Origin of the sequence: Streptomyces sp. NPDC051569, from assembly GCF_044454085.1 — a bacterium.
Lineage (GTDB): Bacteria > Actinomycetota > Actinomycetes > Streptomycetales > Streptomycetaceae > Streptomyces.
In genome coordinates this window covers 70,009-84,221 of the sequence record NZ_JBITDJ010000020.1, presented here as the reverse complement: position 1 = coordinate 84,221, position 14,213 = coordinate 70,009, and the positions used below count along the sequence as shown (strand labels likewise).

At 71.0% G+C, this 14,213-nt stretch carries 10 protein-coding genes; 7 read left to right on the top strand and 3 right to left on the bottom strand.

Annotated features, from left to right (window positions below; translation table 11 throughout):
• Positions 1 to 42: 42 nt before the first annotated feature.
• The 3 genes from ACIBAE_RS24440 to rarD all read left to right on the top strand — a co-directional run bounded on the left by ACIBAE_RS24440 (position 43) and on the right by rarD (position 4,473).
• The gene (locus ACIBAE_RS24440; RefSeq protein WP_399289266.1) at positions 43 to 2,148 is read left to right on the top strand and encodes a 2-oxoacid:acceptor oxidoreductase subunit alpha; all 2,106 of its coding nucleotides are present in this window, start codon (positions 43 to 45) and stop codon (positions 2,146 to 2,148) included.
• The gene (locus tag ACIBAE_RS24435) at positions 2,141 to 3,214 is read left to right on the top strand and encodes a 2-oxoacid:ferredoxin oxidoreductase subunit beta (protein ID WP_399289264.1); all 1,074 of its coding nucleotides are present in this window, start codon (positions 2,141 to 2,143) and stop codon (positions 3,212 to 3,214) included. Before ACIBAE_RS24440 ends, ACIBAE_RS24435 begins: the two co-directional genes overlap by 8 nt.
• A 299-nt stretch (positions 3,215 to 3,513) precedes the next feature.
• Positions 3,514 to 4,473 (top strand): EamA family transporter RarD, encoded by a 960-nt coding sequence (rarD, locus tag ACIBAE_RS24430; RefSeq protein WP_399289353.1) that lies wholly within the window; start codon positions 3,514 to 3,516, stop codon positions 4,471 to 4,473.
• Between the two features lie 65 nt (positions 4,474 to 4,538).
• Here rarD and ACIBAE_RS24425 read toward each other — a convergent pair whose 3' ends face one another.
• Complete coding sequence (locus tag ACIBAE_RS24425) at positions 4,539 to 5,498, bottom strand: alpha/beta fold hydrolase (protein WP_399289262.1); 960 nt, start codon at positions 5,496 to 5,498, stop codon at positions 4,539 to 4,541.
• Positions 5,499 to 5,655: 157 nt separating this feature from the next.
• Between ACIBAE_RS24425 and ACIBAE_RS24420 the strand changes: the two genes are divergently transcribed.
• Positions 5,656 to 7,068, top strand: a complete 1,413-nt coding sequence (locus tag ACIBAE_RS24420; protein WP_399289260.1) for a M28 family metallopeptidase — start codon at positions 5,656 to 5,658, stop codon at positions 7,066 to 7,068.
• Positions 7,069 to 7,152: 84 nt separating this feature from the next.
• On the opposite strand, the gene ACIBAE_RS24415 is transcribed toward ACIBAE_RS24420, so the two are convergent.
• Both ACIBAE_RS24415 and ACIBAE_RS24410 read right to left on the bottom strand, forming a co-directional pair.
• Positions 7,153 to 8,472, bottom strand: coding sequence for an outer membrane lipoprotein carrier protein LolA (locus tag ACIBAE_RS24415; protein ID WP_399289258.1), 1,320 nt, complete (start codon positions 8,470 to 8,472; stop codon positions 7,153 to 7,155).
• 324 nt (positions 8,473 to 8,796) lie between these two features.
• Positions 8,797 to 9,807: a polyprenyl synthetase family protein gene (locus ACIBAE_RS24410; RefSeq protein ID WP_399289256.1), complete on the bottom strand. Its 1,011-nt coding sequence runs from the start codon at positions 9,805 to 9,807 to the stop codon at positions 8,797 to 8,799.
• Between the two features lie 218 nt (positions 9,808 to 10,025).
• Here ACIBAE_RS24410 and ACIBAE_RS24405 point away from each other — a divergent pair, with 218 nt between their 5' ends.
• The 3 genes from ACIBAE_RS24405 to ACIBAE_RS24395 all read left to right on the top strand — a co-directional run bounded on the left by ACIBAE_RS24405 (position 10,026) and on the right by ACIBAE_RS24395 (position 14,169).
• Positions 10,026 to 12,041: a CocE/NonD family hydrolase gene (locus ACIBAE_RS24405; protein ID WP_399289254.1), complete on the top strand. Its 2,016-nt coding sequence runs from the start codon at positions 10,026 to 10,028 to the stop codon at positions 12,039 to 12,041.
• 158 nt (positions 12,042 to 12,199) lie between these two features.
• A complete protein-coding gene (gene fahA / locus ACIBAE_RS24400; RefSeq protein WP_399289252.1) occupies positions 12,200 to 13,423 on the top strand; it encodes a fumarylacetoacetase in 1,224 nt (407 codons plus the stop codon).
• A 119-nt stretch (positions 13,424 to 13,542) separates the two neighbouring features.
• Positions 13,543 to 14,169: a Uma2 family endonuclease gene (locus ACIBAE_RS24395; protein WP_399289250.1), complete on the top strand. Its 627-nt coding sequence runs from the start codon at positions 13,543 to 13,545 to the stop codon at positions 14,167 to 14,169.
• Positions 14,170 to 14,213 lie beyond the last annotated feature (44 nt).

Genomic DNA, 14,213 nt, shown 5'->3' with positions numbered 1-14,213 from the left:
CCGGTCAGTTCCGAGCCGCCGCCTCGAAGGAGGTCCAGTTCAGTGACCAGCCAGGTCAGTAGCCCAGCCGAGCGTGCCGATGAGGCCGACGACGCGAGAGAACAGGGTGCGGTCCCCGCAGCGGGCACAGCCACCACCGCAGGCGCCACGGCCACGGCGGACGCGGTCGCCGCGGAACACGCGGTCGCCGCGGAACACACAGCGGGAGCGACGAGCACAGCGACCGCTGTCGCCACGGCCGAGAAGCCCCAGAAGGCTGAGCAGGCCGAGAAGGCTGAGCGGGCCGAGAAGCCCGAGAAGGAAACCCGCCGCCTCGACCGGGTGATCATCCGTTTCGCGGGTGACTCGGGTGACGGCATGCAGTTGACGGGTGACCGGTTCACGTCGGAGACGGCGTCGTTCGGCAACGACCTGTCGACCCTGCCGAACTTCCCGGCCGAGATCCGGGCGCCTGCCGGGACCCTGCCCGGCGTGTCCTCGTTCCAGCTGCACTTCGCGGACCACGACATCCTCACCCCGGGTGACGCCCCCAACGTGCTGGTCGCGATGAACCCGGCCGCGCTCAAGGCGAACATCGCCGATGTGCCGCGTGGCGCGGAGATCATCGTCAACACCGACGAGTTCACCAAGCGCCCGATGGCCAAGGTCGGCTATCTGACCTCGCCGCTCGAAGACGGCTCGCTGGACGGCTACCAGGTCCACCCCGTGCCGCTGACGACGCTGACGATCGAGGCGCTCAAGGACTTCGGGCTCTCCCGCAAGGAGGCCGAACGCTCGAAGAACATGTTCGCGCTCGGGCTGCTGTCGTGGATGTACCACCGGCCGACCGAGAGCACCGAGAAGTTCCTGCGGGCGAAGTTCGCGAAGAAGCCGCAGATCGCCGAGGCGAACGTGGCCGCGTTCCGCGCCGGCTGGAACTTCGGCGAGACGACCGAGGACTTCGCGGTCTCGTACGAGGTCGCCCCGGCCACCGCCGCCTTCCCGGCCGGTACCTACCGCAACATCTCCGGGAACCTGGCGCTGTCCTACGGCCTGATCGCCGCCGGCCACCAGGCCGACCTGCCGCTCTACCTCGGCTCGTACCCGATCACCCCGGCCTCGGACATCCTGCACGAGCTGTCCAAGCACAAGAACTTCGGTGTGCGGACCTTCCAGGCCGAGGACGAGATCGCCGCCATCGGCGCGGCGCTCGGCGCGTCCTTCGGCGGCTCGCTCGCCGTCACCACCACCTCCGGCCCGGGCGTCGCGCTCAAGTCGGAGACCATCGGTCTGGCGGTCTCCCTGGAGCTGCCGCTGCTGGTGGTCGCCATCCAGCGCGGCGGGCCCTCCACCGGGCTGCCCACCAAGACCGAGCAGGCGGACCTGCTCCAGGCGATGTACGGGCGCAACGGCGAGGCACCCGTCCCGATCGTCGCCCCGAGGACCCCGGCGGACTGCTTCGACGCCGCGCTGGACGCCGCCCGGATCGCCCTGACGTACCGGACACCCGTCTTCCTCCTCTCGGACGGCTATCTCGCCAACGGCTCCGAGCCGTGGCGGGTCCCGGAAGCCGAGGAACTGCCCGACCTGCGGGTGGCCTTCGCGACCGGACCCAACCACGAGCTGGCCGACGGCACCGAGGTGTTCTGGCCGTACAAGCGCGACCCGAAGACGCTGGCCCGCCCGTGGGCGGTCCCCGGCACCCCCGGCCTCGAACACCGGATCGGCGGCATCGAGAAGCAGGACGGCACGGGCAACATCTCGTACGACCCGGCCAACCACGACTTCATGGTCCGCACCCGCCAGGCCAAGATCGACGGCATCCAGGTCCCCGACCTGACCGTCGACGACCCGGACGGCGCGCGCACGCTCGTGCTCGGCTGGGGTTCCACGTACGGCCCGATCACCGCCGCCGTGCGCCGGCTGCGCAAGGCCGGATCCCCCATCGCGCAGGCCCACCTGCGCCATCTGAACCCCTTCCCGCGCAACCTCGGGGAGATCCTCGCCCGGTACGACAAGGTCGTCGTCCCCGAGATGAACCTCGGTCAGCTCGCCATGCTGCTCCGGGCGAAATACCTGGTCGACGCCCACTCGTACAACCAGGTCAACGGCATGCCGTTCAAGGCCGAGCAGCTCGCCACGGCCCTCCAGGAGGCCATCGATGTCTGATACGAACGAGCTGCTGACGCTGGTCCCCAAGGCCGCCGCCAAGCAGTCGATGAAGGACTTCAAGTCCGACCAGGAAGTCCGCTGGTGCCCGGGCTGCGGTGACTACGCGGTGCTGGCCGCGGTCCAGGGCTTCATGCCCGAACTGGGCCTGGCCAAGGAGAACATCGTCTTCGTCTCCGGCATCGGCTGCTCCTCCCGCTTCCCGTACTACATGAATACGTACGGGATGCATTCCATCCACGGCCGTGCCCCGGCCATCGCGACCGGTCTGGCGACTTCTCGCCGCGATCTGTCGGTCTGGGTCGTCACGGGTGACGGCGACGCGCTCTCCATCGGCGGCAACCACCTCATCCACGCGCTGCGCCGGAACGTCAATCTGAAGATCCTGCTGTTCAACAACCGGATCTACGGTCTGACCAAGGGCCAGTACTCCCCCACCTCCGAGGTCGGGAAGATCACCAAGTCGACGCCGATGGGCTCGCTCGACGCGCCCTTCAACCCGGTGTCGCTGGCGATCGGCGCCGAGGCCGGCTTCGTGGCCCGTACGGTCGACTCCGACCGCAAGCACCTCACCGAGGTCCTGCGGCAGGCCGCCGACCACCCCGGCACCGCACTGGTGGAGATCTACCAGAACTGCAACATCTTCAACGACGGCGCCTTCGAGGTCCTCAAGGACAAGGAGCGGGCGGCGGAAGCCGTGATCCGGCTGGAGCACGGGCAGCCCATCCGCTTCGGCATCCCGCTGGAGAACGGCCTCGGCTCGAAGGGCGTGGTACGGAACCCGGCCACCGGCGACCTGGAGGTGGTGGCCGTCACCGCCGAGAACGAGTCGCGGATCCTCGTGCACGACGCGCACACGGCGAGCCCCACGACCGCGTTCGCGCTGTCCCGCCTCGCCGACCCGGACACGCTGCACCACACGCCCATCGGGGTACTGCGCAGCGTGGAGCGTCCCGTCTACGACACCCTCATGTCCGACCAGCTCGACGCGGCGGTCGAGCAGCACGGCAAGGGCGATCTCTCCTCGATGCTCGCCGGCGCGGACACCTGGACCGTCGTCGGCTGACGCGCCCACCGATACGCCCACCGACGCCCGGGGCCCGGATCTCCCAGAATCTCAGGAGGTCCGGGCCCCGTCGTATGTCCCGGCTGTCCCGGCGGGCCGCGACGCGTGACGCCGTGCGCCCCCTCCCGTGTCATGACCGTATGACGATACGGACATGACATTTTGCCCGTTTCCCGGCTACCTTCGTCGGGACGTCGCGGGTGCCGCGACGGCGCGCGCGTGCGGCACCGGGAGGGCCAGTGAAGAAGGCGGACAGCGAACAGCGGAGCGGACTGCTGTACGGGATCGGCGCCTACGGGATGTGGGGACTGGTCCCGCTCTTCTGGCCACTGCTCAAGCCGGCCGGCGCGATGGAGATCCTCGCCCACCGGATGGTCTGGTCACTGGTCTTCGTCGCCGTCTGGCTGCTCGCGCTGCGCCACTGGGGCTGGGTACGGGAGCTGATACGCCAGCCCCGCAAGCTGGGGCTCCTCGCCATCGCCGCCACCGTGATCAGCGTCAACTGGGGCTTCTACATCTGGGCGGTCAACACCGGCCGGGTCGTCGAGGCGTCCCTCGGCTACTTCATCAATCCGCTGGTCACCATCGCCATGGGCGTGCTGCTCCTCAAGGAACGGCTGCGGCCCGCCCAGTGGGCGGCGGTCTTCATCGGCTTCGCGGCGGTGCTGGTGCTCGCGATCGGTTACGGGCGGCCGCCCTGGATCTCGCTGACGCTGGCCTTCTCGTTCGCGGTCTACGGCCTGGTCAAGAAGAAGGTCAACATCGGCGGTCTGGAGTCGCTGGCGGCCGAGGCCGCCGTCCAGTTCCTCCCCGCGCTCGGCTATCTGATCTGGCTGAGCGCGTCGTCGGGAACATCCACGTTCGGCACGGAGGGCGCCGGGCACACGACCCTGCTCGCCGCGACGGGCGTGGTCACCGCCGTACCGCTGGTCTGCTTCGGCGCGGCGGCGATCCGGGTGCCGCTGTCGATGCTGGGGCTGCTCCAGTATCTGGCGCCGGTCTTCCAGTTCGTGCTGGGCATCGTGTACTTCCACGAGTCGATGCCGGTGGAGCGCTGGGCGGGCTTCTCGCTGGTCTGGCTGGCGCTGTCCCTCCTGACCTGGGACGCGCTGCGCACGGCCCGCCGCACGAGGGCGCAGGCGCTGCGGCTGTCGGCTGCGGCCACGGCGACCTCGGCGACCACGGCGACCTCGGCGACCACAGCCGTAAAAGCGGCTCCCGCCTCACAGGAGCGGGCGGCCCAGGAGTCGGCGACCTAGCAGTCCGGTTCGCCGGTCACCTCGCAGGCGGCGCTCGCGCTCCCCGGCGGTGCGATCTGTGGGCATCAGCCTGCCCCTTCGCCCGGCCGGGCCGCTGCACTCCGCCCGGCCGCCTCGTTCCCGCCGGCCGTCGCGTTGCCCCCGGCCGTCGCGTTGCCCCCGGCCGTCGCGTTGCCCCCGGCCGTCTCGTTGCCCCCGGCCGTCTCGTTGCCCCCGGCCGTCTCGTTCCCCCCGGCGTGCCTGTCCAGCCAGGCGGTGACGGCGCCGGCGGCGGACAGGCCCTTATCCTCCAGCATCATGTCGTGACCGACGTCCGGTACGAGGAGGGGCGCCACCCCGTACAGGTCCGCGACGCGCCGGACGTCATGGACCGGCGAGCGGTCGTCCTCGGGGCCGACGACGAGTACCGGGCAGCGGATGGCGCCGGTGTCCACGGGGACGCTGCCGTCGCTGTACGCGTTCACGACACCGGGCGACTCCGGGGTCAGACGCGCCGTCACGGCGTCGAGCTCCGGATCGGGCAGGTGCCGGAACCACTGCTCGCGGGCCTGGTCGCGGCTGACGGTGACCGGCCGGTCCGGCGGGTAGGGCGTCGCCCGCATAGGACCGAGCCGGCCCGGGCCCACCGGCGAGACCAGCACCAGGGCGTCGAGCGGGTCCGGTCCGGCGGCCACGAGCTGGGCGAGCAGGCCCCCCATGCTGTGCCCGAGCAGCACGGCGGGCACGCCGCCCGGGCCGCGAGTGCGGTCCAGCACCGTACGCACCTCGGCCGCGTAGTCCGCCGGGGTGAGGGCGAGGAATTCCCGGGCGGGCACGGTCCGCGATCCGGTGTGGTCAGGAAGCGACATCGCCAGGGGCGTCCAGCCCGCGCGGGCGAACACCGGCATCCACCGCTCGTACGCCCACCAGCCGTGCAGGGAGCCGGGCACCATCAGCACCCGGCCGCGCTCGCGCGCCACCGCCGGGTCGCGCGCTTCCCGGACCAGCATGCCGTCCACGTCGTGGTCGCTCCACTCCAGCACCACCGCGCCTCCTCGGCATCGCCCTGTCCGGTTACCACCCTTGACGGCCAGTCAACCGCTCGCTGACCATTCAGCACGCACGGCGCACCAACGCCAACCGCACCAAGGCTTCCCCTTCGCACGTTCCGTCCCGTCCTCGTTCGGAATCCGGAGCCCCCACATGACCATCTCCGTTCCCGGAGCGCACCGAATACCCGCGCGTACGGCCGCGGTGACCACGGCGGCAGGGCTCACGCTCGCCGCTCTGTTCGCCGCCGCCGCACCGGCCGCGACAGCGGCCCCGGCCCCGCCGAGACCCGCGCGGTCCGCGCCGGCCGCCCTGCCCGCCGTCTCCCTGGCCGCCGTCTCCCTGCCCGCCGTCTCCCTGGCGCCGACGGCGCCCGACATCCCGCTCGCCAACGTCAAGGCGCATCTGACCCAGCTCTCGTCGATCGCCGCCGCCAACGGCGGCAACCGCGCCCACGGCCGGGCCGGCTACCTGGCGTCCGTCAATTACGTGAAGGGCAAGCTGGACGCGGCCGGATTCACCACGTCCGTGCAGCAGTTCACCTCCAGCGGCGCCACCGGCTACAACCTGGTGGCCGACTGGCCCGGCGGCGATCCGAACCAGGTCATCCTGTCCGGCGCCCACCTCGACTCGGTCACCGCGGGCGCCGGTATCAACGACAACGGTTCGGGGTCCGCGGCCGTCCTGGAGACCGCGCTCGCCGTCTCCCGGGCACAGCTCCAGCCCGCAAAGCATCTGCGGTTCGCCTGGTGGGGCGCCGAGGAGCTGGGGATGATCGGCTCGAAGTACTACGTCACCAACCTGCCGGCCGCCGACCGGTCCAGGATCAACGGCTATCTCAACTTCGACATGATCGGCAGCCCGAACCCGGGTTACTACGTCTACGACGACGACCCGGCGATCGAGCAGACCTTCAAGGACTACTACGCGGGGATCGGCATCCCGACGGAGATAGAGACCGAGGGCGACGGCCGCTCCGACCACGCCCCGTTCAAGACCGCCGGCATCCCGGTCGGCGGGCTCTTCAGCGGCGCCGACTACATCAAGACCGCCGCCCAGGCACAGAAGTGGGGCGGCACCTCGGGGCTCGCGTTCGACCGCTGCTACCACGCCTCCTGCGACACCCTGGCGAACATCGACGACACGGCGCTCGACCACAACAGCGACGCCATCGCCTACGCGGTCTGGACGCTCTCGGCGGCCTCCACCGCCCCGGCGGGCGATGTCTACGAGAACCTCACCGATGTCTCCGTGCCGGACAACGGCGCCGCCGTCACCTCCTCGGTGACCGTCGCCGGCCGTACGGGCAACGCTCCCGCCGCCCTCAAGGTCGGTGTGGACATCAAGCACACCTGGCGCGGTGACCTGGTCATCGACCTGATCGCGCCGGACGGTACGGCGTACCGGCTGAAGAACTCCAGCAGCGGCGACTCGGCGGACAACGTCATCACCACCTACACGGTGGACGCGTCGAGCGAGGTCGCGAACGGCGTCTGGAAGCTGCGGGTCCAGGACACCGCCGCCCAGGACACGGGGTACATCGACAGCTGGCGGCTCACCTTCTAGTCCCGCTGTGGGCAGGACCGCCCCCGCTCCGCCGTACGGTCCGTACGGCGGAGCGGGGGCGGGGCGGCCGCTGCCCCCGGCGCGTCACTTCGCCTGGTTGGCGGCCTTCACCAGCGCGTCCTTCGTCACCGCGCCGACGTAGACCTTGCCGTCCCGCGTCATCAGGGCGTTGACGATACGGGTCGTGAACACCGTGCCCGAGCCGAACTTCCCGCTGACCTTGTCGCCCAGCGAGTCCATGAACTTCTCCGCCGCCGCCGGCGGTCCCTCACCCGGCTCCGGCGCCGTGGGCAGACTCGCGCCGGCCGGGGACGTCAGCTGGTAGACCGCGTTCCAGCCCGTGCCGATGACCTTCGCGCCGCCCTCGCCACCGCTGAGCCCGGAGGCCCCGGTGAGGCCCTCCAGCGGGCTCGTCAGCGACTCCTTGAGCGGGTTGCGCTCCGCCCCGACGTCATCCGCGTCCGTCACCTCGGCATCCTTCGGCGGCTTGAAGTCGAAGGTGGAGGCGGCCGGCTTGCCGAAGTCGACCTTGGTGAAGCCGATGTCGACGACGGCTTTGCCGCCGCTGCTCGGAGCGAGCGTGAACTTGAGCGGGGTGCCGGTCTTCGCGTCGACCGCGACCGTGATCGAGCCGATCGTGGACCCGGCGGCCTGCTTCGGCTTGATGACCAGCTGGTACGCGTCTCGGCCCGCGACCCGCGTCGTCCCGCCGACGCTCACCGACGTGGTGTCGCCCGCCGCCTTCAGCGCCTGCTCGGCGAACTCCTGCGGCGTGGCGGGCAGTCGCTCACGCCCCTGGGCGCCGTCGCCCTTCTGGTCCGCGCCCTTGTGGTCCGCCTTGTGGTCCGTGCCCTTGCGGTCCGTGCCCTTGCGGTCCGTGCCCTTCGGAGAGGCGGCGTGGTACGCCTGCCGGGAGCCGCTGTTGTACGCCCAGACCTCGTCACCGTTGCGGATCAGGCTGTACTCGGCGGCGTCCTCGCGGATCGACACCCGCTGCTTGTCGGGGCCGTCCACCGCGATCCGCAGAGTGTGCGTGCCGGAGCTGAGCTCCATCAGCTTGTCGCCCGGGTCGGCGGAGGAGGAGCCTCCGGAGCCCTTGCCCAGGAGCGCGGACGCTCCGCTCAGGCCGCCGAGGCTGTCCAGCGGGAGACCCAGATCCGTGGTGATCTTCACCGCGCCCGAGAGCTGCTGGGTGTCCGACGCGGCGATCTTCTCGATGAGCTGCCGCGCACTGACCTTCAGCAGTCCGGGACCACCCGACGAGGCGAGCGCCGGGACGAGCCCGATGGTCGCCGCGGTCACCCCCGCCACGGCGACCGGAAGCGCGTAACGCGCGGCCTTCCGACGTCGCGAGCCGGGCTCGTTGTCCTCCTCGGCGATGTGTGCGCTGTGGTTCGGTGCCATGTGTGCCCTACCTCCGTGGTCGGCGGCCTTCCGTCCATTGCACTTGTCCACCCCTCGCCGCCATTCTCACCCGAATTGGTCAGGAGTGGTGTTGTCCATCTGACCAAATCGGCCCTGCGTACGCGTCAGTCCGCAGACGCAACTTCCCGTACTGCTCCGGTATGACATACGCGAACCGAGGGGCGGATCCGCGACGGAATCAACGCAGGGCTCGGTGCCCGGACGGGTGACGGCCGCGACCGGACGGGTGAGGGGACCCACGGGCAAACGAAACCCGAAGGGGACGGGACGGCCCTACGGGTGACGGGACGACAGCACGGCCTGTCAGCCCGCGCGGTGGACCACCGCGTCGCACAGTTCCAGCAGCGCGGACTTCGCGTAGCCCTCGGGCAGCGGCACGAGCGTCGCCCGCGCCTCCTCCGCGTACCGCACGGTGTCGCGGCGGGCCTGCTCCATGGCCGGGTGCGCCCGCAGCAGGCGCAGTGCCTCCGCGAGCCGGTCGTCGTCCGCCAGATCGCCGTCCAGCAGCTCGACCAGGTCCAGGTCCTCCTGGCGGCCGTGCGCCGCGGCCTGGGCGCGCAGCAGCAGCACCGGCAGCGTCGGGATGCCCTCGCGCAGATCGGTGCCGGGGGTCTTGCCGGACTCGTGGGTGTCGCTGGCGATGTCGAGGACGTCGTCGGCGAGCTGGAAGGCGACGCCGAGCCGCTCCCCGTACTGGGTGAGGATGTCGACGACCGACTCGTCCGCACCGGACATCATCGTGCCGAAGCGCATGGAGACGGCGATCAGCGAGCCCGTCTTGCCGGCGATGACGTCGAGGTAGTGGTCGACCGGGTCCCGGCCGTCGCGCGGTCCCGCCGTCTCCAGGATCTGGCCGGTGACCAGCCGCTCGAAGGCCTCCGCCTGGATGCGGACGGCCTCGGGGCCCAGGTCGGCCAGGATGTGCGAGGCGCGCGCGAAGAGGAAGTCACCCGTGAGGACGGCGACGGAATTGCCCCAGCGGGCGTTGGCGCTGTCCACCCCGCGGCGGACGTCCGCCTCGTCCATCACGTCGTCGTGGTAGAGCGTCGCCAGATGCGTCAGCTCGACGACCACGGCGGACGGGACGACACCGGGCGCGTACGGATCCCCGAACTGCGCCGCGAGCATCACCAGCAGGGGGCGGAACCGTTTGCCGCCGGCCCGTACCAGGTGCTGAGCGGCCTCCGTGATGAACGGGACCTCGCTCTTGGTGGCGTCGAGCAGCCCCGCCTCGACACCCGCCAATCCGGTCTGGACATCGGCCTCAAGAGCCTGGTCCCGCACGCTCAGCCCGAACGGCCCGACGACGGTCACGAGAGGTACTCCTGTCTGCTGACGCTCACACGAATTGTCGATGTGTCGTTGTCTTCACTCAAGTCAGCGTATCCGGTCGCCTTTCGATCACCGTGGGCGCCTTCCCGGCACCGCCGGTATGTTCGGGATCAGTCATACGACCAGAAGTCGCTCATGTGTCCCTCCGTGTATTCCGTGCGTGCGTCCCGTCCGCGAGTCCGTCCATCGAGGTGACCGGAATGCCCCCCACCATCCGCACCGACTTCCCGTACGAGACGGCCCACGAGGACGTACACATCCCTCTGCCCGACGGCACGCGGCTGTACGCGCGGATCTGGCGGCCGGTCACCGACGAGCCCGTTCCCGCGCTGCTCGAATATCTGCCGTACCGGCTCAGCGACTGGACGGCGCCGCGCGACTGGCAGCGCCACCCCTGGTACGCGGGCCACGGCTACGCCTCCGTACGGGTCGATGTGCGCGGCCACGGCAACAGCGAGGGGCTGCCCGGCGACGAGTACGACGCGACCGAGCTGGCCGACGGGGTCGAGGTGATCAACTGGCTCGCCGCGCGTCCTTGGTGCACCGGCCGGGTCGGCATGTTCGGCATCTCCTGGGGCGGCTTCAACTCACTCCAGCTCGCGGCCCTGGCGCCCGAGCCGCTGGGGGCGGTCGTCACCGTCTGTTCGAGCGACGACCGCTACGACAACGACGTCCACTACATGGGCGGCTCGGTGCTCGCCGTCGACATGCACGCCTGGGCGGCGACGATGCTCGCCTTCGCCGCCCGGCCGCCGGACCCCCGGTATGTGGGCGAGGGCTGGCGGGAGATGTGGCTGCGCCGGCTCGACGCCGTCGAGCCGCTGCTCCACACCTGGCTGAGCCACCAGACCCGGGACGCCTACTGGAAGCGCGGCAGCGTCTGCGAGGACTACGGCGCTGTCAAGGCGGCGGTCCTGGCCGTGGGCGGCTGGCACGACCCGTACCGCGACACCGTGCTGCGGCTGGTCGAACACCTGGACCCCGGGCGGGTACGGGGGCTGATCGGGCCGTGGTCGCACCAGTACCCGGACCGCGGCCTGCCGCCGGGGCCCGCGATCGGCTTCCTCCAGGAGACCCTGCGCTGGTGGGACCACCACCTCAAGGGCGTCGACACCGGGGTGATGGACGAACCGCTCCTGCGCTCCTGGATGACCGCCTCGCATCCGCCCGCCACGGTCTACCCCGAGCTGCCGGGCCGCTGGGTCGGCGAACCGGCCTGGCCCTCCCCGAACGTCACACCCGTGCCGTACGCCTTCCAGGGCCCGCCCGTCGTCGTCGACTCGCCGCACCACACGGGGCTGGACGCGGGCCGCTTCTTCCCGTTCGGCAACGACGCGGACCTGCCGCCCGACCAGCGTGACGAGGACGCGAGATCGGCGTGCTTCGAATTCCCGGTCGCGAGCGGGCCCGCGGCCCGGCCGATCGAGATCCTGGGCCGCCCGCGCGTACGGCTCCGCCTGCGCATGGAGGTGCCGGCCGGACAGGCGATCGCCCGGCTGTGCGACGTCGCCCCGGACGGTTCCTCCACCCTGGTGACGCGCGGTGTCCTCAACCTCTCCTCGCGCAACGGCCGCGACCGGGTCGAGCCCTGGCCGGAGGGCGCCACCGAGGACGTCATCTTCGAGCTGAACGCCATCGGGCACACCTTCCCGCCCGGCCACCGCATCCGGCTCGCGGTCTCGTCCGCCTACTGGCCGTGGATCTGGCCGCAGGCGGACTCGGCGGGCTTCGTACTGGACCCGACCGGCAGTTTCCTCGAACTCCCCGTCCGTACGCCCGAACGGGGCGCGCCCCCGATCTCCTTCGAGCCGGCCGAGCAGTCGGCGCCGCTGGGTGTGGTGCATCCCGCCACGCTGGACGGCGAACGGCCCGAACGGCTGGTGATCCGGGACGTGGCCGAGGGCCTCTGGCGACTGGAGGTGGACCCGCGCTACGGCGGTACGCGGCTGTATCCGGACGGCCTCGAATACACCGAGGAGGCGCTGGAGTCGTACACGATCCAGGAGAGCGCCCCGCTGTCCGCGCACACCCACGCGGAGTGGAGGATCCGGCTGCGCCGGCCGGAACCGGCCTGGGACGCGCGTGTCGAGACCCGCTCCGGGATCAGCTGCGACGCGGACGTCTTCGTCACCACCAACGAGGTGATCTGCCACGACGGGTCCGAGGTGGTCTTCCACCGGACCTGGGAGAAGCGCATTCCGCGCACGGCGGGCTGACCCCGGGAGGCCGCGTTCGGGGCTACCGGCGGTACGGACCTCGAACCACCGGCCGCACTCGCTGCTTTCCGGTCATTGCGGGCTTTTCGCCACTGCCGCCACGGGGCAGCGGCGACGTAACGTGTCCTGCACCGATCCGGAAAGCGAGGCAGCACCCCATGCCCGAGCAGAGCCCGCTCGATCCGGCCGAGGGCGATCCCTTCGGTCCGCACCACCTGCCGTACGGAGTCTTCTCCACCGCCGACGAGCCCGGCCGCCGCCGGCTCGGCGTCCGCATCGGCGGTTCGGTGCTCGACGCGGGGGCGGCGGCGCACGCCCTGGGCTCCCCGTACGCGGCGCTGCTCGACCGGCCGAACCTGAACCCGCTGATGGCGGCGGGCCGCACGGCCTGGCGCGATGTCCGCCGGGCACTCACCGCGTGGGTCACCGTCCCCGCGCACCGGGCGGACATCGAGCCGCTCCTGTACCCGCTCCACGCGGTCACCCTGCATCTGCCGTACGAGGTCGCCGACTACGTCGACTTCTACGCGAGCGAGCACCACGCCACCAACGTGGGCCGGATCTTCCGTCCGGACGGCCTCGCGCTGCCCGTCAACTGGAAACACCTGCCGATCGGCTACCACGGCCGGGCCGGCACGATCGTCGTCTCCGGCACGGACGTGGTGCGCCCGTCCGGCCAGCGCAAGGCGCCCGCCGACCCGGCGCCTGTCTTCGGCCCCTCCGTCAAGCTCGACATCGAGGCGGAGGTCGGCTTCGTCGTCGGCGCGCCCTCCCGGCAGGGCGGCCCGGTGGATCTCGCGTCCTTCCGCGACCACGTCTTCGGGCTCTGCCTGCTCAACGACTGGTCGGCGCGCGACATCCAGGCCTGGGAGTACGTGCCGCTCGGCCCGTTCCTGGGCAAGTCCTTCGCCACGTCCGTCTCGGCCTGGGTCACCCCGCTGGAGGCCCTGGACGCGGCCCGCGTGCGCCCCCCGGCCCGTACCGAGGACCTTCTCCCCTATCTGGACGACACGCACGACGAGGAGCCCGGCGGCTTCGATCTGCACCTCTCCGTCTCCCTCAACGGCGAGGTCGTCTCCGAGCCGCCCTTCTCCACCATGTACTGGACGGCGGCCCAGCAGCTGGCCCATATGACGGTCAACGGCGCCTCCCTCCGTACGGGCGACCTCTTCGCCTCCGGTACGGTCAGCGGCCCCGCCCGCGAGCAGCGCGGTTCCCTCCTCGAACTCACCTGGAACGGCACCGAGCCCCTGGAACTGCAGGGCGGCAAGCGCGCCTTCCTGGAGGACGGCGACGAGGTCACCCTGACCGCCTGGGCCCCCGGCCCCGACGGCACCCGGGTGGGCCTCGGCGAGGTGACGGGCCGGATCGTCCCCGGCTGACAGGCCGGATCGTCCCCGGCCGACGGCCCGCGTCAACGCCACGGGACTCGTTCACACGTACGCGGGAGCTTGATCACGTTCTCGCGGATACGCTGGACGGACCCGCGAGACTCCGTCGCATGGGAGCACTGATGAGCGTCGAGCCCGAGCCCGAGGCCCCGGAGCCCAGCTGGCCCGTCCGGCCCGTGGGCGGCTGGACAGCTGACGACCTGGACCGGCCTCCGAACCTGCCTCCGCACACGGAGCTGATCGACGGGAGCCTTGTCTTCGTTAGTCCGCAGACTCTTTTCCATACCCGGGCGGTCAGCTTCTTCGAATGGCAGCTGCAGTCCCTCGCCCCCGCCGATCTGGAGGTCGTGCGCGAATTCACCATCGATATCGACCGGTACAACCGGCCGGAGCCCGATGTCATCGTCGTCGACGGCGACGTCATCGGGGACCCGAACCAGACGCGATTCCCCGCCGAGTCCGTACGCCTCGCCATCGAGGTCGTCTCGCCGGAATCGACCTCACGGGACCGCGAGACCAAGCCGGTGACATACGCCCGCGCGAGGATCCCGCACTACTGGCGGGTGGAGAACAACGAGGGCCGCGCGGTGGTCTACGTCTTCGAACTGGAGCCGGCCACCGGCGCCTACACCAGCACCGGAATCTTCCACGACCGGATGAAAGTCTCCGAGCCGTTCACCGCCGATCTCGACCTGACCGCGATCACGCCCCGCCGACGCGCCGCCGGCCAGGCGTAGGCCGAACGCGGTCGGGCCCGCCACCTCACCGAGGCGCCGGGCCC

Coding starts and splice junctions, on each gene's coding strand:
- ACIBAE_RS24435 (WP_399289264.1), top strand. CDS start 2,141: ATGTCTGATACGAACGAGCTGCTGACGCTGGTCCCCAAGGCCGCCGCC.
- rarD (WP_399289353.1), top strand. CDS start 3,514: ATGTGGGGACTGGTCCCGCTCTTCTGGCCACTGCTCAAGCCGGCCGGC.
- ACIBAE_RS24420 (WP_399289260.1), top strand. CDS start 5,656: ATGACCATCTCCGTTCCCGGAGCGCACCGAATACCCGCGCGTACGGCC.
- ACIBAE_RS24415 (WP_399289258.1), bottom strand. CDS start 8,472: ATGGCACCGAACCACAGCGCACACATCGCCGAGGAGGACAACGAGCCC.
- ACIBAE_RS24405 (WP_399289254.1), top strand. CDS start 10,026: ATGCCCCCCACCATCCGCACCGACTTCCCGTACGAGACGGCCCACGAG.
- fahA (WP_399289252.1), top strand. CDS start 12,200: ATGCCCGAGCAGAGCCCGCTCGATCCGGCCGAGGGCGATCCCTTCGGT.
- ACIBAE_RS24395 (WP_399289250.1), top strand. CDS start 13,543: ATGGGAGCACTGATGAGCGTCGAGCCCGAGCCCGAGGCCCCGGAGCCC.